Genomic DNA, 19,964 nt, shown 5'->3' on the forward strand with positions numbered 1-19,964 from the left:
AGGTATAGAGGTATCCATCCTACTATTACGTTTGAAAGAAAGAATGGATACATTAGTTCCTAACCTCATCTGGAGTGGTTGTTGTCATCGAATTGAAACAGAATGGCTCGGTTGGGCTATGTCATTCCTTTTGCTTATTTGATTCAATTAAAATAGAAGATGTCTATCCTGAACATCATGTCATAATTGAAGATTGGCAGTGAATTCGATAAAATAATGAACAAGGAGGGGAAAAGAATGGACATGGGGATGGAAAGTTACACCTGGCTATTTTTAACCTTTTTTGCCTTATGTATAGTGGGTATACCTTTCATTGGTGTGTGGGCATTTAAAAAGATAAAAGATGAGTGAATAGAGAAAACTTCATCAAAGAATTCTGATACTCTCGAATGTAAGCAGCAACAGCCAGCCTAAAAATTTTAGGCTGGCTGTTGCTGTTTCTTGTGGTAGTGCGAATTGCAGTAGCCAGGAGTTAGCTAGGAGTTAGCCAGGAGGAACTGGGAAATGCCGTTTTGTTTGGCTTTTTTATTTAGGGGAAGATAAAGAGACATGCACATTTTTTGACAAGGTTGCACAGGAAACAGAGGAGATCTTATATGGCAGACATTTTAATCGCGCTTATTCCGGCTATCGCTTGGGGAAGCATCGTACTTGTAAGTGTGAAACTTGGCGGGGACTCCCATAGCCAGACGTTAGGTACCACGATTGGTGCACTGGTGTTTGCGCTGGGCATGTATTTCTGGGTCCAACCTTTGATCAATTTGACCGCATGGATAGCTGGCATTGTTTCGGGTTTATTCTGGTCGGTTGGCCAGAAAAACCAGCTGGCCAGCGTGCCGTATCTTGGCGTATCCAAGACCGCACCTATATCAACCGGCATGCAGCTGGTGGCGACTACCCTTTTTGGCGTGCTTGTATTTAAAGAGTGGTCCACGAGGGCAACCGTCTTAATCGGCAGTGCGGCCATCATTTTGATTATTGCGGGCGTCATCTTAACATCCATCACAGGAACTGGAGACCGTCGGGATGCAAAGGCTGGCAACCTCAAAAAAGGGATGATGGTGCTGGTTGTGTCGACCATCGGATACCTGGTTTATGTCGTGGTTATCCGATGGTACAACATAAACGGCTGGACTGCTCTCCTGCCTCAGGCACTAGGCATGTTTGCCGGGGCCATCATCCTGACCTTAAAGCACAAGCCATTTAACAAATACGCGTTTCGTAATATCCTTACTGGCTTAATCTGGGGGATTGGCAACCTTGGGCTCCTGCTATCCCTGCCGCGCATCGGGGTGGCCACAAGTTTCTCTCTATCACAGACAGGTATAGTTATATCCACTTTTGGCGGCATTTTTGTGCTTGGAGAAAAAAGACCAAAAAAAAACAGCTAGTCTTATGTATTATCAGCAGTATCTTAATCATTGCAGGCGGTGTGCTGCTGGGTTTTACGAAAAAATAAGAAGGAATAGGAGCAACGATTATGTATCCAGATTTAGCGGGCAAAGTAGTTATCATTACAGGTGCTTCTTCGGGTTTAGGCCGGGCAATGGCCATCCGTTTTGGAGCGGAATAAGCAAAGGTGGTCATCAACTATTTCAAAGCTTTCAGGCGGGAAGAGGATAAAAGAAACCAGCCTCGGGATCACTGAGAATCCCTATTCTCCTGAGGCTTTTTTTATCGGGGTGCTGGGTGTAAATTCGATAAGATCCGCCGGAGAAACATGCAGGGAACTGCAGATTTTATCTAGGGTGGACAGTTCGATACGCTTGGTTTTTCCGGAAATGAGGGCCTTAACAGTTGATGGGTTCAGCTGGGTTATTTGAATGATCTCCTTTTCGGAAAGCCCTGTGAGGTGCATGATTTTATCTAGTGAAAATTTAATCAATTTTAATGCCACCTTTCTCCGGAAGCGGAATACATGCAACGATTGTAGTTGTTAATAAATATACAATTTTATTTATATAAAATCAATTACGAACCAGCCTTCCTTCAGTGGAATAAACGCTCGTTCTTATTTACCATTTGGCCTCATTACCTTCTACATATAGCGTATCATGTTTTTGGCCGTTAAAATTTGTTCATGGTAGAATTTGATAGCATGGAACGATGAATAATATCTACTCTGAAAAGGAGCATTATTACAATGAGTAAAAAGTTAAGTGGCGTACACGCCCTTGTTACCGGTGCTTCGAGCGGTTTGGGTTATGCGATGGCAGAAGCGCTGTTAGAAGCGGGGGCAACCGTTGCACTCACTTCCCGCGGGGGGAGCAAATTACATGAAGCGGTGGCTGCATTTAAGCAAAAAGGGTATGATGCCTACGGGTTATCGCTTGATGTACGCTCTGAACAATCGGCGCAAGAAGCCGCACAATGGGTAACCAAAGAATGGGGCAAACTCGATGTGTTAGTCAATAACGCCGGAATCGGCATGAGAACGGTTAATCCCCGATTCCTTGTTGAACCTCAGCCTTTTTATAAAGTAAAACCCGAGGGATTTCGTGATTTAATTGATACAAATGTGACCGGTTATTTCTTAGTAGCCCGGGCCTTTGCACCTCTGATGATCGAACAGCGTAAAGGGCGGATCATCAATATCTCCATGAACTATGAAACGATGAAAAGAAAAGGTTTTGTTCCGTATGGACCATCTCGCGCGGCAACTGAATCCCTATCTTTCATCATGGCGGAAGATCTAAAGGAATACGGTGTAGCTGTTAATATGCTTTTACCCGGCGGTGCCACCGTAACAGGCATGATTCCAGATGAAATTAAACAGGAGATTGAAAAACAATTTTCCCTTATCGATCCGAGGGTAATGGGTGAACCGATTGTGTTTCTCGCCTCAGACACTTCAGAGGGGATTACAGGTGAACGAATTGTAGCCATAGAATTTGACAAATGGTTAAAGGAAAGAGGGCTGTACTGATTAAAGTGGCACCTGTCACAGCTTGCATAATCAGGCAGGCAGTGGGAGATAGTATCCTTTGGTAGCAAAAAAGTCAAAGGAGTGATCTCCCATGCCATTTGGTGCTCATGAAACGATGGAAGTACATGAGATTTTATTGGAAAAAATTAATGTTATCACCCACTTTAACCTGTATGCAAAAGAAACAAAAAACCAGCGGCTGCTTGACATGATCATGCGCCATCAGCAGGAAGAAATTCGGGCGTATGATGAACTCGTAAACTATACGCATGATTACAACCAATTTACGCCTATCCCTCCAAATACACCGATTAGCGGCGTTGGCCCGCAACAAATTCAATATGGCCTTAACAACCCGCCCCAAGTTGCACCGCAGTCTGACGCCGTGCTCAGTGACTGGGAAATTGCCGTTGCCATGCTGCTGTGTCATAAAAATGCCGCTAGAAACTCTGCGTGGGCCAGTTTAGAATGCGCGGATCCGAACCTGCGCCGCTTACTGCTGAACAGCGCCGCGAACTGTGGGAATCAAGCTTATGAAGTCTTCTTATTCTTAAATGAGCAGGGCTTGTATCAGGTTCCAATGCTAAACAGCCATACGGCAAAAACGTTACTTCATCGATACCAGCCTGCTAATGAATCCTTGAAATCGCTATACTTCGGCCAAAATACCGGTTACGTTGGCCAAAATGCTGGGTATGGCGGCCAAACCATGGGATATGGCAGTCAAACCATGGGTTATGGCGGGCAGTATGGAGCTTATGGCTACTCGAACGCGGTAGGTACTCAAAACGAAGCGATGAATGGCGCGCTCTATACCGGTTCCCCGGAGAGCACGCTTTACGGGGCGGCTTCTGCTGCAGGCCAATCCGAAAATTCTTCCTACGGTAGCCAAAGCCGCTGAGGTTAAACTCGCTCTAATCGAGCAGTAAAAAAAGAAACCACCTGTGAAGAAGTCCGCCCAGCGCGTACCATTCCATAGGTGGTTTTTTAACGTTTCCATCGCAAGAGTTCTGGAAAAATCCCGGGTTTTGGTGTAAGCTAATGGCAATAATGTCAAGACAGATAAGGATAGATGTTATGCTGAAAATGGAGGATGTTGCTCGATTAGCAAACGTGTCGACAGCGACGGTTTCAAGGGTGTTATCAAACAATAAAAATGTCTCAAACAAAACCCGCAAAAAAGTTTTAGATATTATTAATCAAGTAGAGTATAAACCCAACAGGCTTGCGGCAAATTTGCGAAAAAACACATCGGAAACGGTGGCTGTCATCTTGCCTGATATCGCCAATCCATTCTTTGCGGAGATCGTCAAGGGATTCAGGGATGAAGCACTTAAAAGCGGGTATTATATTCTCTTATGTGATACAGGTAACAATACCCGTCAGGAAGAAGAGTTTGTAAAGTTAGTAAAAGAAAGACTCGTAGATGGGATTATCCTTGCAACCGCAAGAATGGCCAAGGATGAAATTTATAAATTAAGCCAGGAAATACCTGTTGTGCTAGCGTGCGAGTATATCGATGACTATGAGATTCCAACCGTATCCATTGATAATATTAGTGCAGCGCGGGAGGCGACTGAATATTTAATTGAACAAGGTCATACGGAAATTGGACTGATAACGGGTCCGCTAGATGTAATACTGAGCCGCGATCGGGTAAAAGGGTACCGCCAGGCTCTCTTGCTTCATGACCTTCCTTTTAGGGACTTTTTTATTCAGGAAGGGGACTTCTCTGTCAAGTCAGGGTACGAAATTATGATGAAATACCTGGCTCATGAACACAAGCCAACCGCAATCTTTGCTTCGAGTGATGAAATGGCGGTAGGTGCTCTTAAAGCGTGCAAAAGCAAAGGATTGCGCATTCCTGACGACATCTGCATTATTGGGTTCGATGATATTCCATTATGTACGTTGGTTGAGCCCGAATTGACGACCGTTGCTCAGCCGAAGTATGAAATCGGAAGCCAGGCTATGAAAATGCTATTGAACATCATTGAAAGAAAGGGCCTGGTTCAAAAACAGATGGTGCTCCCTCATCAACTAATGATCCGCCAAACAACCCGTTGATGCAAGTGAATTAATCATTTATTGGGTTTAAATCGTTCACTTGTATTGCTAGTTTGTAGGAGAATAGACAGTTGTTCTTATTAAGGGACAGCTGTTTTTTAATTCTCCGTTTACGTACTTACTTTTTTGATGCGAATTAAAAAAATACTTTACAGCGAAACTGAAATCGATTACAATCAAATTATCAAATTAATCTTTTATAAATAAAGCTGAAATCGATTACAACTCGTTGTTTTCAAAGACTTGTTTAAGCCCTAGCTATTCGTGGTATATAAATTAAGAGAGGTAGTTTTTGAATGTTTTCTGTAATCGATTACAAAAAAAGAGGGGCTTGCATGGAGAAAATAAAAGTAGGAATGATCGGAACGGGCTTTATTGGGCCTACTCATATTGAAGCTGTAAGAAGGCTTGGTTTTGTGGAAGTGGTTGCTCTAGCAGCGCACGGCCAGAAATCTGCCGACAGGAAAGCGGCCGAACTTCACATTCCTAAAGCCTACGGCGACTACCGGGATATGCTGCGCGACAGTGACATTGACGTCGTCCATAACTGTGCGCCGAATCACCTTCACTTTACAATGAATAAGGAAATTATTTTAGCCGGCAAGCATGTATTATCAGAGAAGCCGCTGGCGATGTCGAGCGAAGAATCCGCCGAATTGTTAGCGCTCGCAAAAAAACATGGCGTCGTTCATGGTGTGAATTTTAACTACAGGCAGTATCCGATCGTAAACCAGCTCGCTGCCATGATAAAGCGTGAGGAATTAGGAAAAGTAAATCTGGTACATGGCAGTTACCTGCAGGATTGGCTGCTGTATGATACCGACTTCAATTGGCGCCTGGATCCCAAAGCAGGCGGGAAAACGCGAGCGATAGCGGACATCGGTTCCCATTGGTGCGACACGGTCCAATATGTAACCGGCAACAAAATTGTAGAAGTGTTCGCTGACCTCGCCACTGTGATCCCAGTGCGCAAGAAGCCGAAGCAAAATGGCTCGACTTTTGGAAGCCAGGAAGCAGCTGAAGGCAGCTACGAAGAAGTCAAGATCAACACTGAAGATTATGCATCCGTGCTACTGCGATTTGAGGATGGAACGCGCGGCGTATTTACCGTATCACAGGTAAGTGCGGGGCGAAAAAACCGGCTTAGTTTTGAAATCGATTGCAGCAAGAGTTCAGCCTTTTGGAATCAGGAAGAGCCCGAGAAGCTATGGATTGGGCATCGGGACAAATCGAACGAACTGCTGTTAGCAGACCCGGCCTTGTTTGCGCCGGAGGCCCGATCATCCATCCATCATCCAGGCGGCCACAACGAAGGCTGGCCGGACGGTATGAAAAATATGATGCTGAATTTTTATTCGTTTATCCGGGAAGGCAAAGACCCACTCAAGGATACACCCCACTTTGCTACGTTCGAAGATGGGCATCGCTCCATGTGCATCATCGATGCCATTCTGGAAAGCCATCAAACAGGAAAATGGGCAAAAGTAGGTTCAACGCAGGTGCAGGGGGTAGAAGCATGAAACTAGGTGTACTTACCGTATTGTTTCAAGATAAATCATTAGATGAGACGCTCGATATCGTCAAGAGTCTGGGACTTGACGCGGTGGAGCTTGGCACCGGAAATTATCCGGGCAATGCCTACTGCAATCCGGATGAACTGCTGGCGGATGAAACAAAGATTGCCGAACTGCAAAGAAAGTTGGATGAAAAAGGACTTATCATTAGCGCATTAAGCTGCCATGGCAATCCGCTGCACCCGCAAAAAGAGGTGGCGCAGCAATTTCATGACACGTGGCGGAAAACGGTTCTGCTTGCAGAAAAATTAGGCATCGATTGCATTAATGTATTCTCGGGCTGTCCGGGCGATTCTGACCAATCGCTCTACCCCAACTGGGTAACATGCGCCTGGCCGCCGGATTACCTGGAAATTCTAAACTGGCAGTGGGAACAGAAGCTCACCCCCTACTGGAAGGAAGAAGCCGCGTTTGCCAATCAGCACCATGTAAGCAAAATTGCTTTTGAGATGCATCCGGGATTTATGGTGTATAACCCGGAAACGCTTTTACGCCTGCGTGAAGCGGTGGGAAATTCGATTGGAGCGAATTTTGACCCAAGCCATCTGTTATGGCAGGGCATCGATCCGGTAGAAGCCATCAAACTGTTAGGTAAGCACGGGGCGATCTTCCATGCGCACGCGAAAGATGTGTATCTAGACCGCACCAATATCCAGCGCAACGGTGTGCTGGACACAAAACCATACGGTGACATCATGAACCGCTCCTGGACATTCCGCAGCGTTGGCTATGGGATGCAAGAAGCCACCTGGAAGCAAATCGTCAGCATGCTGCGCGTGGTCGGATATGACGGTGTGCTAAGCATTGAGCACGAGGATGCGCTCGCGTCTGTCGAAGAAGGTTTCGCTAAGGCGGTCGAAATGCTCAAGCGATCGATCTTGCGGGAATCGCCTGGTGAGATGTGGTGGGCGTAGCCCTGACGTGCTAAAGTAAGCGGTTAAAATATTGAACACCGTGCTTAAGTAAGCGGTTAAAATATTCAACGGGGTAATGGTTACAATGGTTTAGGGAGTCCTGGTAATGTTGCAACTAGGCTTTAGGCATGGTAGGGCACCATGAATTATGAAATAAATCTTGAGGTGATAAACATGAACGCGATTACACAAAATGAACGCACGATCGCAGGTCTTCCGATGGGAGTGATCTGGGGTTACGTAGCGACATTAATATTTATGGCAGGTGACGGCCTCGAACACGCCTGGCTGTCTCCCTATCTTAATCAACAGGGATTTTCTGTTCAACAGACCGCCACTCTTTTTGCGGTATACGGAGCCGTGCTAGCCATTGCTTCCTACTTCTCTGGCGTACTGACCGAAGGGTGGGGACCAAGAAAGGTTATGATAGCAGGCCTCATAACCTGGCTAATCGGCCAAATTCTTTTTGTTCAGTTTGGTTTAAAGGCACACAATTATGCCGTTATGCTTCCAACCTATGGGCTGCGTGGGTTAGGATACCCACTGTTCTGTTATTCATTTTTAGTATGGGTTACGTATCGAAGCCCGGAACGTATTATGGCTACCGCGGTAGGCTTGTTTTGGGCAGCTTGGAGTGGCGGACTTTACGTTGTCGGCAGTTATTTTCCAGCGTACATGATTCCGAAAATCGGTTATATTGGGTTGTTATGGAGTGCTGTTGCCTGGGTGTTAGTCGGTGGATTAGTGGGTGTTCTCGTTGTCAAGGGTGAAGTAAGCCAACAAACGGGCAATCCAAAAGAAAAGTTGAAAAGTTTATTAAACGGATTGACTATTTGTGTCGAGGAACCAAAAGTTGCAATCGGTGGAATCGTCCGTATCATCAACTCAACAGGCGTAGGTTCTCTGCCGATCTTTTTCCCAATTTATTTGGCATCCCAATATGGATTCACGACTGAACAATGGCTGCAAATTTGGGGTACAATGTGGCTGGCAAACATTTGCTTTAATCTGGTTATTCCGTATATCAGTGATAGATGGTTAGGCTGGCGCAATACCATCAGATGGATCGGCAGCACCGGTTGTGGTGTGATGACGTTGGTCATGCTGTATACGCCTCAAGTGTTTGGCCACAGTTTCCTGGCGATGAACATCGTGGGAATCATTTTTGGAATCGTTCTCTGTGGATTTGTGCCGCTTTCTGCTTTAGTAACATCATTGGCTCCGGAGAAGAAAGGGTCTGCCATGGCAGTGGTAAGTTTTGGCGCCGGCATGTCTTACTTTATTGCTCCTGCCATTGTTGGGACTTTCATCGGAAGTATTGGTGTTCATGGGGTCATGTGGGTCTTTGCTATCATGTATTTCGTTGGGGCGTTTTTGATGAAATTTATGAAGCTGCCAGCAGAGGAAGCGCTTGATCAGGGCGACATTTCATCCGAAAACGAACAGCTTAATGTTTCGAAATTGTCTCAAGCAAAATAACACACAATAAATTGAATGACAAATGGGGGCATTAACATGAAATTAGGTTATCAAACCAATACCTGGGGAGGCGTAGTTGGACATCCAGCAGGCGTAACTTCTATAAAAGATGTTTACTATCTTGCAAATGGCTCAACGGAAGAAGCGATTAAGGATATTGCAGCAGCTGGCTATACAGGCTTTGAACTTTTTGATGGCAATCTGATGCAGTATAAAGATAAGAAAGAAGAATTTATCAAACTAATAAAGGACCATGCCTTAACGTTTATTGGGGTATACACAGGCGGTAATTTTATTTTTCCGGACATTTTGGAAGAAGAGTTGTTGAAAATTGAAAGTGTAGCCGCGCTCGCATCCGAATTAGGTGCACGGCATCTCGTAGTAGGCGGTGGAGCCGTTCGCACGAATGGTATCCTTGAAAGCGACTACGCAGCACTAGGAAATGCTTTAAATAAAGTAGTAAAAATTGCAGAGAAATACAATTTAATTGCAAGTTACCATCCTCATATGGGAACGAATGTTCAGGCACCTGAGCAGTTAGATAAATTAATGCCATTGACTACGATTAACCTTTGTCCAGATACCGCACACATTGAAGCAGGCGGTGGAGATCCGGTTGAAGTTATGAAAAAATATATGGATCGTATCAAGTATGTTCATCTCAAAGATTATGAAAACGGTGAGTTTTTGCCATTAGGAGAAGGCCATCAGAAATTTGATGAAATGATTAAAGTGTTAGATGAGGCAAACTTCGATGGCTGGATTACAGTCGAGTTAGACAGTTATCCAAACCCAAAACAAGGCGCTGAAATCAGCCGTAAATACTTAACCCAGTTCGAATAGGCGCAGCAAGCCTAACCGTTTAGTAACAACAACTGGAAACAGACATCTGCGAACACAGTTAAGCTAATCCAATTATTAACATATATATTCAACTAATTTTCAGGAGGTTACGAACATGAAAAAATTAAACGTAGGTATGATTGGCGGAGGATTTATGGGAAAAGCGCATGCCCTTGCATATGCGGGAATGCCAATGTTCTTCTGGCCAGCACCAGCTATTCCACATCGCCACACCCTCGTAGATGTAAAGGAAGAATTAGCCAAAGATGCAGCTTTAAAATTAGGGTTTGAAAATTATTCTACGGATTGGAGAGCAGTCGTCAATGATCCAGATATCGATATCATTGATATTGTAACTCCAAATAACACCCATGCGGAAATTGCGATCGCTGCAGCAAAAGCTGGCAAACATATTATCTCCGAAAAACCATTAGCATTGGGCGCTGCAGAAGCTAAAACCATGTTAGATGCCGTAAAAGCTGCAGGTGTAAAACATGCGGTGGCCTTCAACTACAGAAGAACGCCAGCTGTTGCTCTGGCCAAAAAATACATTGAAGAAGGCAGAATCGGAAAAATCCTTAGCTTCCGTGGAACCTATCTCCAGGACTGGTCTGCCGATCCGAATTCACCTCTGTCCTGGCGTTTCCAGAAAAAAATTGCAGGTTCAGGTGCTTTAGGTGATATCGGAACGCACGTAGTGGATTTTGCCCGCTATCTTGTTGGGGAAATTACAGATGTGAATGCTGTGACAAAAACATGGATTCATGAAAGACCTGTTCAAACAGGTGGCGTTGACAAGTTAGGCACGGTCAAAAGTGGTGCAGATGTACCTAAAGGTGCCGTTGACGTAGATGATGAATTTATCACATTGGTTAAATTTGACAATGGAGCAATTGGAAGCATTGAAGCGACTCGCAATGCATGGGGCCGTAACAACTTCTTGACTTTCGAAATCCATGGTGAAAAAGGCTCCTTATACTTTAACTATGAGCGCCGCGATGAACTTCAAGTATGTTTCGCTGATGATCCAAGTGATGCTAAAGGCTTCAGAACGGTTTACACAGGACCAGCTACGCCGTACGGAGAAGGATTATGGCCAATTCCAGCATTAGGTATTGGTTATGGAGAAACAAAAATCATCGAAACATATGACTTCTTTAAAGCAATCGTAGAAGGCACAGAAGCTTCTCCAAACTTCAATGATGGCTATCGCATCGAAGTTATTGCGGATGGCATCCTTGAATCAGCTGAAAAAGGTGAATGGGTTAGCCTTGAAAAAACAGCTGCATCTGTAAAATAATGCAGTTAGCAAACGAATAGTATTAACAACCTTAACAGGCATTGCGATTGGCGCAATGCCTGTTTTCTCTTTGTAAAGGTCGTGCTTGTGCTGGAGCAACCCTTTTTTTAGCAAGACTATTTTTAAAACATCGCAGACAACAATCCGAGTGCAGCCACTGGCATGATTAAAGCGGAAAGAACCATGCCCAGTGTTCCCATAATACCTTCTTGTTCTCCCCATTGTGCGGCGCGGGCAGCCCCTACCATGGATGCGGCGGTGCCAAGAGCTAATCCCTTTACCATGGTGTTCTTAATTCCCAGCCCCTGCAAAATCACAGGACCTATAACCATTCCAATTAAGGCAGTCATCACGGTGAACACAGCTGTCAGTTCCGGCAAGCCGCCTAATAGTTGTGAAACCGAAACCGCCATGGGTGCTGTAACGGATTTTGGAGTCAGGGAAGCCAGCGTAGAAAAGCTAAAGTGAAATAAGTGGGACATAACCATTACTAAAAAAATACCTGAACATGTACCTGCTGCCACACCGGACAAAATCGTAAAAACATTTTGCTTTAAAACGGATGCGTATTTGTACAAAGGAATAACCATAGCGAGTTGTATAGGTCCGAGGAAAAAGGTGATAGGCTGCGTTGCCGTATGGTAGGTCGCATAATTCGTATGGGTTAGCCATAGAATACCAATTAGAGCAGCCGGACAAATAAATAGGGGATTTATCCAGCCAGAAGAGGTTTTATTGTAAAGCCTATCGGCTGCCAAATAGAGGGATACGGTAAGAATAATCCAGATAAACATCGAATAGATACTCATCTTACTTTCCTCCTTTTTCTAAACAATAACGTGATGAGCGCAGTTGTGATAAGAACGGAAGCGGTGCTCAGGATCACCGTGAAGAGTAAATCCCACCCACCCTGACGAATGACATTCCAGTACTGCATCACACCTGCAATAACAGGAATGAAAAAGAACAGCATATGGCGGGTAAAGAAATGGCTCGCGTGTTCCAATTGATCGGTTCTTACCAACTTTGTTTTCAGAAGAAGGATCAGCAGCCCCATTCCAATTAACACAGGCGGGATCGGTATTGGAAGCAGGCCACTTATAATCACGCTTAACTCATACAAAATGGAGAGAAGCGCAATTTCAAATAAAATTTTCATAAGGAGGATTCGCATTTTGAACCACCTTCTTACCGGCACTTTGGTCCCCTTCCTTACTATTTTCCATTTGTCTAATGGACTGAATTTCTCTATTGATTTGGCGTAATTGTTTATGAATGTCTGTCATACTGGAATAAGTAGTAGCAGGATTTTTTAATTTTTCAATCAACTCTTCTTTAAGTTGCTGTAAAAAGACAATGCGGCCCAGCAGCATGGCGTCTTCCACCTTTCTCGTTGGGATGTTTATATGGAAGATTCTACACCCGTCGCTGTACTTTTTACGCATTTTTGTCATATTCCCTTACAATATAATTTTAGATTTTCTCAGATAAGTTCCTCGTTGAAAAAAAAGAAGCCGTTCCTATTAGGAAACGACTACTATTGCTGTTTTTTAATACTGTCAATTGCTTGTTTAACATTTGCGTATGTTTTGATGGATGAGAAATCAATGCCGCCATTCACGACGGTTTGTGCTAATTCAGGGCGAATACCTGTAGCAATTGCATGGATTCCCAACATACGGAGGACTTCATGAATTTTAAAGATATGGTTGGCTACTGCTGTATCAATAATCAGGATGCCGGAAAAATCGATAATCAGCCAATCCACTGCAGACCGGGTGATCTTAGGGACTACCTGTTCCAAAAGGTATCTTGCTCTGCGAGAGTCTATGGAACCTATGAGTGGCAGTACCGCAATTCCGTCATGAAAAGGGACGACAGGTGCCGATAAGTCATTTATCTCATCCTGGGCCTCTTTAATTATGGTGTCTTTAAGGCGTTCAAATGTTTGAATGGTTTCGTTGATGCTGATGTCGAACATATAGTTAAGCCGTGTATTTACAAATACAACATCTTCTAAGGACAGATTCAACTCTACACTTGTGTTTGTAATATGTTCAGTAAACACCATTCGAACAGTTGGATATAACGCAACAGCATCCGAAATTTTTCCTACTAAAGCAACCTCACGTTCTGTATTTGTTTTAATCCATTGGCTATGCCCCTTAGGCATTTCGCCTTCCGGAAGAGATAGCGATAGACTTAAAAACCGTAGAAATTCCACGTAGGCAAGAATTCCCTGCTCTTTTTCTTGTTGTGAGATTTCAAATTTCATTCTTTGAAGGAGATCTTCTGCAATAGCAACAGCTAATCGTTTTGCATTTATATGAAGATATTCCGCAACTTGTGAAATCGAGTTCAATATTTTCCACGTCCCCACCATTATAATACTAAGATTATACCTTAAAAGTCTTAACTATGGTTATAGCCAATGTATGCCTTCCTCTGCTGGTCAATGGTTTCTCACAAATATTCTAGTTGAGTGCGCATAGACATACAATGCTATAGGATAATGAAAAGGTGGGGCGAAAGCGTGGAAAAAATTCAGCCGACTAATCCAGTATCGGAAAACGTTCTGTAATATCGTATTGTTATTTATAACCTATATAAATGTAACGATTCTTTTTACATGTTTTTATCTCATCATTGAAATATTCGGTTATGGCTCGCAAAAAGCCATTCAGATTATTTTTGTCTGCGTTCCTGATACCATTGAAAAATCCAAATGGTTAAGCCCAGCCAGAAGGCGCTGACAAAGTAACCGCCAAGCACATCACTTGGATAATGAACGCCCAAATAAATTCGGCTCACGCCAATTGCAAGAATCATAAGTGCACTAAAAATAAGCAACAGTGTACGCCCGGGCCGTGTGGGAATATGGCGCCATAGAAGAAAGGTTAGCACGCCATAAAAGGCGAATGCTTCCATGGAATGGCCGCTCGGAAAACTGTACCCTGCTTGCTCAATCAGCCGGTGTATGGTGGGGCGCTGCCGTCGAAATAAAGATTTTAAGAGCACGTTCAACAGCGGTGTACCGACCACGACGACAAGAAAAACAATCAGTTCCATCCGATGATGCAGCACTTTATAGAGAAAAACCATCACAAGAATGGCAAGGACAGCAACACAAGGGGTTGATCCAATAAAAGTAAAAAATTTCATGATGAAAGTTAATGCAGGAGATTCATACCCCTGCACCAGAGCGATAATAGCATTGTCAAAGCGGGTTATTTGTTTCGTGCTTATCCATACAGCCATCCATACAAAACACGCGACTGCCGACAGACTGTATATAAAAACGGGCGTAAATTTCAACCCAGGTTTATCCACATTATAGACCTCCTCCTATGCCGTTACTATTCCCTTCTGCATTCCCAAACATGCCTGAATTTGCCTTCCCTTCCATGGAAAAGGGCAAGACTCATGCTTTAGTTTTTTAAAGAGACTTCCCAAGGACAGCATAAGTTCAACTTCTTTAGATTTAAACAAATTTTAAGCTTTTGTTTATATAAAATTTAGCCCTACCCGCTACGATGAGATTGCTTACTGAAGCAAAAATAGTATACTGTTTGTTGTCGGTTTGGAATTTATTTGATTGCAGAGAAATGAAGGTGAAAACCGTGTCGATCAAACTACGTCTCATATTATCCTATCTTGCCATGCTCATCGTTCCTATAATTTTAACGATCGGGATCGCGTTAGGCTTTATTCAAGCATCTATAGGAAGCATTCGTAATATAGCCACTCTGGGTGAAACGGAGAACAACCTTATTATGGAGGGGTCAAAACTATTTACGGACATTAAGCTAACAGCTGATAAAAATCCGGATCAGTTAAAGGATGCTAAATACCTCTCTGGGCTCGAACAAAAGTTAACCCTCATTAATTCCGGCATTGTTGTGCGGGAGAATAACCGTGTGATACATGCCTCCAAGCTGTTTGATGGACAAAACGTGGCAGCACATCTGTCCAAATTCAGGTATCACCATGAAGAGAATCAAGATCCGGAATTTATTGGCGGCCGCTTATATTTAACTAAGCAGCATGATTTTCATTTCACGAATGGACAGCGTGCAACTGTCTTTCTATTGACAGGGGTCGGTCCAATTGGACAGTTTGCGTACAAGCTCATCATTACAATCGGGGTCGCGTTCCTGTTAATTATTGTTTTTACGAACGGAATTCTCACTTATATGGTATCTCGCAGTATTGTAAAACCGCTTCGATCTTTAAAAAAGGCTGCCGAGAAAATTAAGGAAGGCAACCTGAATTTTGCGATGGAGCCGTATGCAAAAGACGAAATCGGGGAACTGGCTGGGGCGTTTGAAGCCATGCGGTTTCAATTGAAGTCATCTGTCGAACAGCAAATGCAGTATGAGAATAATAGAAAAGAACTAATCTCAACAATCTCGCACGATCTTAAAACCCCCATAACAGCAATCAAAGGGTATGTGGAAGGCATCATGGATGGGGTGGCAGATACTCAGGAGAAAATGGAGCGGTATATTAAAACCATTTACGTTAAAGCCAATGATCTCGATGAACTTATTGATCAGTTATTTCTATTTTCAAAGCTGGATTTAAAGAAGCTCCCCTTTAATTTTGAAGAAATCGATATCGATAGTTATTTAACGGATTGCACCGAAGAAATGCAGTTTGATATGGAAAGAAGCGGGGTTTGCATTGACTTTCATCATAAGGCCCAAGGACCCCTGCCGGTTATTGCAGATAGAGAAAAGCTCAAACGGATCATTACAAACGTTATCGAGAATGCAGTCAAATACATGAATAGAGAGAACGGAAAAATAGATATTTATCTGACGGCAGACGAGCACACGGTCACTATTGAAATTAAGGATAATGGACAGGGAATACCCGAGAAATTGATTCCTTTTATCTTTGATACGTTTTACAGGGCAGATGCCTCCAGAAATTCTTCGACAGGCGGAAGCGGGCTTGGGCTTGCAATTTCCAAAAGGATTGTTGAAGAGCATGGCGGTCAAATATGGGCGAAGAGTGTAGAGGGAAAAGGTACAAGCATATTCTTTACCCTAAGAAGAATAAATCCAACCACAGATGAGCCTGACGTTTAGCCAATTATAGAGGTTTAAGAAAAAATTAAGGTTTTTTTTAAAAGCAGTTTAGGAATGCCTCGTAATATAAAAGAGCAAGCCGAAGCTGAATGGGTGGATAAATAATGAACATAAGAAACCATAATAAAATTTTAATACTAACAGGGAGCTTTGGTGATGGCCATAGGAAAGTGGCCGAAGCTATTTCTGAGTCGTTCGGTTTTTGTTCGCCAGGTGCTGACATCGAAGTGATGGATGTGATTAAAAGGATAAATCCGAATATCCATCTGATTATCCATTTTATCTTTATGCTTATGGTGAAGAAATTGCCATTTGTGTATGGGGTCCTGTATAACGCCACAAGAGACAGTCACGTTGCTGCATTTCTGCCGAAGATTTTCCTTAAAATCATTGGGCTGCCAAAAATTCAAAATGTAATTGGGGATGTTCAGCCGTCTGTGGTGATTAGTACCTGCCCATTATCCGCGACGATTGTGGCCTACCTCAAAGCAAGGAACATGCTAACTGTTCCTACTTATACCGTGATAACGGATCACACCGATCATGGTTATTGGCTATCTCCACAAACGGATTACTATATTGTTGGTTCCGATTACGTGAAACAATCGCTCATCGAGATGGGCGTTCCGGAGTCCCGCATTATGGTTACAGGCATTCCGATTCGCGCTGAATTCAGTCAGAGGTACAACAAAAAATTAGTGTTAAGCAAGTACGGGGTGGATTCTTCGCTGCCAACTGTAATGGTTATGGGCGGGGGAGAGGGTATGATTGGAGGATTGGCACGTGTACTGAAAGGAAATTCGCTGCCTGTCAAGTTAAACGTACTTATCGTTTGCGGCCACAACGATAAGCTTCGCAAAAAACTGGATAAAGAGTTACGGCGATCCATTCATCATGTAAATGTTATGGGATATGTTGACCACATTGCCGAGATCATGGCTATCTCCGATCTGATCATTACCAAACCCGGAGGCGTAACCACATCAGAGGCCATTGCCGCACACTTGCCGATGCTCCTTTACAAACCGATTCCCGGCCAGGAGGTGGATAACGCTGAATTCTTGGTCAGGTCGGGTGTTGCGCTGCAAGCTCACAACAGGAAAGATTTACTCGATTTGCTTCAGAAAGCAGTTGGAAACCCGGAGGAACTTTCACACATGAAAAGGAATGCGAAAAAATTTGAGTATAAGTGGTGCCCTTATGCCCTTCATCTGCATTCACCCCGAATGTTTACTAAAGCAAATTCCTGAACTTTGAAAGTTAAGGTGGAAATCTATCATGATAAAGCTTGGCTTTCTAGCACTTGTACTTGTTTTATTGCCCAGGGCGGATGCCTATGCAAATGTCCCAGCCAGTATTCATACGCTGGCTTTACCGGCAGAAAATGGCAAAGATTTCTTAACGGGTATTCGCGCCGCTTTTTTGGTGCTGATTATCGGCTGGGTTATTAAATCGTTTGCCAAAATAAAGAAATAATGAAAAAGGTAAAGATTAATTTGGAGGTAACATAGTGGATTATCAATTGTTTCAGTTCATCAATGGTTTTGCAGGCAAGAATTCGCTTCTAGATGGTATTATGAAAGCTTTTAGCTCCTATGGACCTATTTTATATGGGATTGTTTTACTCGTCATTATATTTGCTTCGAAATCCAAGGCTATGAGAAGAGTGGGGCTTGGGGGGATCGCGGCAGCAGTGATTGGTTTAGCTGTAAACTTTGTGATTCACCATGTTTTTTATCGCGCTCGTCCATTTGTAACACACCATGTAAATCTATTGTTAACCCATGCTCCTGACTCTTCTTTCCCAAGTGATCACACAGTAGGCGCTTTTTCCATTACGTTTGCTCTATGGCGTTTTTACCCAAGATTAGGAAAGCTGCTGCTGGCAATTGCTATTCTTGTTGGTATTTCACGTGTGTTTGTCGGCAACCATTATCCTACAGATGTATTGGGCGGAGCAATTGTCGGCATTCTTTCCGGGATGGTTGTTTCGAAATTTGTTGCGAAGAGCAAACAGCAAAAAACGTCATACTTGGGCATGAGGTCGTAAAAAAACAAAAAAGTTGTTTATTTGTGCCAGCTTTATCGTGTATAATGAACAACAAGCAATAAAGTTCAGAACAATTTAATAGGTTAACTCTTATCCAGAGTGGCGGAGGGACTGGCCCGATGAAGCCCGGCAACCATCGAATGAATCAAACGTTCATTTGAACGGTGCCAATTCCTGTAGAACGATTATGTTCTTGCAGATGAGAGAGTGCAATGATTGGTTACAAACACTCTTCCTTCTGCGGAGAGTGTTTTTTTACATACAAATAATCTTGGAGGGATACCATGCAAATTGAAACCATTCTTGTAAGAGCAGGTTTAGGTAAAGATCCAGCGACAGGCTCTGTTAGTACGCCCATTTATCAATCCGCAACGTTTGCGCACCCGAGACTTGGAGAGAGCACCGGGTATGACTATTCCCGTACGGCGAACCCCACTCGCACCGCGCTGGAGGAAGCTGTAGCTGCCCTGGAAAAGGGCGCGGTTGGCGTCTCTTTTTCGACGGGAATGGCAGCCATAACAGCGGTATTCTTTCTATTCAAACCAGGTGATCACCTTGTCGTCTCCGAAGACTTATATGGCGGGACATACAGATTGTTAAATGAAATGTTTTGCCAATACGGCATTGAGGTCAGCTATGTGGATACGAGTGATAGTAAGGCGATTGAGTCCTCGGTTCGCGAATCTACGAAAGCTTTATTTATTGAGACGCCGACAAATCCGTTAATGAAGATTAGCGACCTTAAAAAGAGCATTGACATTGCGAAACGCCATGACCTGCTGACCATTGTAGACAACACATTTATGACCCCCTATTTCCAACAGCCGCTTGTACTGGGTGCAGACATTGTGGTGCATTCCGCTACAAAATATTTGAGCGGGCATAACGACGTGGTCGCAGGCGTAGTGGTTACACGTGAAGAGTCGCTGGGAGAAAAAATTCGTTTTGTGCAAAATTCAGCAGGCGGTATTTTAGGACCGCAGGATTGTTGGCTGTTGCTGCGGGGGTTAAAGACGCTGGCTCTACGGATGGATCGCCATCAAGAAAATGCCCAGCAGATTGCCGAGTGGCTTACCCGACAGCCTGAGGTCGAACAGGTATATTATCCGGGTCTAGCCGATCATCCTGGCTATGAAACATGCAGTCAGCAGGCTTCCGGGTTTGGCGGCATGCTTTCTTTCAGTGTGAAGGATAAGGCACTCGTTCCTTATCTGCTCGAACATTTGAAGCTTATAACGTTTGCAGAGAGCCTTGGCGGAGTGGAAAGTCTGATCACTTTTCCTGCAAGACAAACACATGCGGACATCCCGGAAGAAATTCGCAATAGTCTTGGCATAACGGATCAACTTCTTCGTTTATCTGTAGGAATCGAACATATCGACGATTTAATTGGAGATTTTAAACAGACATTTAATCAGTACAGATCGAGTAAGGAACAAGTTTTGCCAGTAAAATAAATTTGAATCTTGACAAAATATTTGACCAGAAGTAATATTAAGGAACAATTTGAATAATGAATCTTATCAAGAGTGGCGGAGGGATTGGCCCGATGAAGCCCAGCAACCCCAATGACCCTTTTATATTTAGGGACGGAAGGTGCTAAATCCAACAGGAATATTTCCTGGAAGATAAGGATACGGTCTAACACCCACCTCTTTATCTTCGGATAAAGAGGTTTTTATTTTCGTAGAGGAATGAATATTTTGCTTTAACGTGTT

At 43.7% G+C, this 19,964-nt stretch carries 19 protein-coding genes, 2 pseudogenes and 2 riboswitches; of the genes and pseudogenes, 15 read left to right on the forward strand and 6 right to left on the reverse strand.

Annotated features, from left to right (window positions below; genetic code table 11):
- The first annotated feature begins 596 nt into the window (after positions 1-596).
- Positions 597-1,459: pseudogene (locus PP175_RS11310) on the forward strand (GRP family sugar transporter).
- Between the two features lie 21 nt (positions 1,460-1,480).
- Positions 1,481-1,570: pseudogene (locus PP175_RS11315) on the forward strand (glucose-1-dehydrogenase); the annotation flags it as partial.
- 84 nt (positions 1,571-1,654) lie between these two features.
- Here the strand turns inward: PP175_RS11315 and PP175_RS11320 are convergent.
- A complete protein-coding gene (locus tag PP175_RS11320; RefSeq protein ID WP_272442892.1) occupies positions 1,655-1,885 on the reverse strand; it encodes a helix-turn-helix domain-containing protein in 231 nt (76 codons plus the stop codon).
- Positions 1,886-2,143: 258 nt separating this feature from the next.
- Between PP175_RS11320 and PP175_RS11325 the strand changes: the two genes are divergently transcribed.
- From PP175_RS11325 to PP175_RS11360, 8 genes are all read left to right on the forward strand, one after another.
- The gene (locus PP175_RS11325) at positions 2,144-2,926 is read left to right on the forward strand and encodes an SDR family NAD(P)-dependent oxidoreductase (RefSeq protein ID WP_272442894.1); all 783 of its coding nucleotides are present in this window, start codon (positions 2,144-2,146) and stop codon (positions 2,924-2,926) included.
- A 91-nt stretch (positions 2,927-3,017) separates the two neighbouring features.
- Positions 3,018-3,827, forward strand: a complete 810-nt coding sequence (locus PP175_RS11330) for a spore coat protein (protein ID WP_272442895.1) — start codon at positions 3,018-3,020, stop codon at positions 3,825-3,827.
- A gap of 176 nt (positions 3,828-4,003) precedes the next feature.
- Positions 4,004-4,993, forward strand: a complete 990-nt coding sequence (locus tag PP175_RS11335) for a LacI family DNA-binding transcriptional regulator (RefSeq protein WP_272442896.1) — start codon at positions 4,004-4,006, stop codon at positions 4,991-4,993.
- Between the two features lie 335 nt (positions 4,994-5,328).
- Complete coding sequence (locus PP175_RS11340) at positions 5,329-6,513, forward strand: Gfo/Idh/MocA family protein (protein WP_272442897.1); 1,185 nt, start codon at positions 5,329-5,331, stop codon at positions 6,511-6,513.
- Positions 6,510-7,481, forward strand: a complete 972-nt coding sequence (locus PP175_RS11345; RefSeq protein WP_272442898.1) for a sugar phosphate isomerase/epimerase family protein — start codon at positions 6,510-6,512, stop codon at positions 7,479-7,481. Before PP175_RS11340 ends, PP175_RS11345 begins: the two co-directional genes overlap by 4 nt.
- 174 nt (positions 7,482-7,655) lie before the next feature.
- A complete protein-coding gene (locus PP175_RS11350) occupies positions 7,656-8,960 on the forward strand; it encodes an MFS transporter (RefSeq protein WP_272442899.1) in 1,305 nt (434 codons plus the stop codon).
- Between the two features lie 36 nt (positions 8,961-8,996).
- Positions 8,997-9,803, forward strand: a complete 807-nt coding sequence (locus PP175_RS11355; RefSeq protein WP_272442900.1) for a sugar phosphate isomerase/epimerase family protein — start codon at positions 8,997-8,999, stop codon at positions 9,801-9,803.
- A gap of 115 nt (positions 9,804-9,918) precedes the next feature.
- Positions 9,919-11,103, forward strand: a complete 1,185-nt coding sequence (locus PP175_RS11360; RefSeq protein ID WP_272442901.1) for a levoglucosan dehydrogenase — start codon at positions 9,919-9,921, stop codon at positions 11,101-11,103.
- Positions 11,104-11,225: 122 nt separating this feature from the next.
- On the opposite strand, the gene PP175_RS11365 is transcribed toward PP175_RS11360, so the two are convergent.
- The 5 genes from PP175_RS11365 to PP175_RS11385 form a co-directional block, all read right to left on the reverse strand.
- On the reverse strand, positions 11,226-11,912 hold the full coding sequence (locus PP175_RS11365) for an LrgB family protein (RefSeq protein ID WP_272442903.1): 687 nt from the start codon (positions 11,910-11,912) through the stop codon (positions 11,226-11,228).
- Positions 11,909-12,277, reverse strand: a complete 369-nt coding sequence (locus PP175_RS11370) for a CidA/LrgA family protein (RefSeq protein WP_272442904.1) — start codon at positions 12,275-12,277, stop codon at positions 11,909-11,911. The genes PP175_RS11365 and PP175_RS11370 overlap by 4 nt, the downstream gene beginning before the upstream one ends.
- On the reverse strand, positions 12,246-12,476 hold the full coding sequence (locus tag PP175_RS11375) for a hypothetical protein (protein ID WP_272442905.1): 231 nt from the start codon (positions 12,474-12,476) through the stop codon (positions 12,246-12,248). The genes PP175_RS11370 and PP175_RS11375 overlap by 32 nt, the downstream gene beginning before the upstream one ends.
- 164 nt (positions 12,477-12,640) lie before the next feature.
- Positions 12,641-13,465 carry an STAS domain-containing protein gene (locus PP175_RS11380; protein WP_272442906.1) on the reverse strand — a complete coding sequence of 275 codons (825 nt, stop codon included), beginning with the start codon at positions 13,463-13,465 and terminating at the stop codon, positions 12,641-12,643.
- A gap of 323 nt (positions 13,466-13,788) precedes the next feature.
- Positions 13,789-14,433 (reverse strand): phosphatase PAP2 family protein, encoded by a 645-nt coding sequence (locus tag PP175_RS11385; protein WP_272442907.1) that lies wholly within the window; start codon positions 14,431-14,433, stop codon positions 13,789-13,791.
- A 290-nt stretch (positions 14,434-14,723) separates the two neighbouring features.
- Here PP175_RS11385 and PP175_RS11390 point away from each other — a divergent pair, with 290 nt between their 5' ends.
- From PP175_RS11390 to PP175_RS11410, 5 genes are all read left to right on the forward strand, one after another.
- The gene (locus tag PP175_RS11390) at positions 14,724-16,196 is read left to right on the forward strand and encodes a sensor histidine kinase (RefSeq protein ID WP_272442908.1); all 1,473 of its coding nucleotides are present in this window, start codon (positions 14,724-14,726) and stop codon (positions 16,194-16,196) included.
- Between the two features lie 104 nt (positions 16,197-16,300).
- On the forward strand, positions 16,301-17,446 hold the full coding sequence (locus tag PP175_RS11395; protein ID WP_272442909.1) for an MGDG synthase family glycosyltransferase: 1,146 nt from the start codon (positions 16,301-16,303) through the stop codon (positions 17,444-17,446).
- A gap of 28 nt (positions 17,447-17,474) precedes the next feature.
- Entirely contained in the window at positions 17,475-17,672 is a 198-nt protein-coding gene (locus tag PP175_RS11400) for a hypothetical protein (protein WP_272442910.1), read from the forward strand.
- 34 nt (positions 17,673-17,706) lie between these two features.
- Positions 17,707-18,246 (forward strand): undecaprenyl-diphosphatase, encoded by a 540-nt coding sequence (locus tag PP175_RS11405; protein WP_272442912.1) that lies wholly within the window; start codon positions 17,707-17,709, stop codon positions 18,244-18,246.
- Positions 18,247-18,333: 87 nt separating this feature from the next.
- Positions 18,334-18,452, forward strand: a riboswitch (SAM riboswitch).
- Between the two features lie 78 nt (positions 18,453-18,530).
- Positions 18,531-19,703, forward strand: coding sequence for a trans-sulfuration enzyme family protein (locus tag PP175_RS11410; RefSeq protein WP_272442914.1), 1,173 nt, complete (start codon positions 18,531-18,533; stop codon positions 19,701-19,703).
- Between the two features lie 60 nt (positions 19,704-19,763).
- Positions 19,764-19,881: riboswitch (SAM riboswitch) on the forward strand.
- Positions 19,882-19,964: the final 83 nt, after the last annotated feature.

Source organism: Aneurinibacillus sp. Ricciae_BoGa-3 (genome assembly GCF_028421645.1).
Lineage (GTDB): Bacteria > Bacillota > Bacilli > Aneurinibacillales > Aneurinibacillaceae > Aneurinibacillus_B.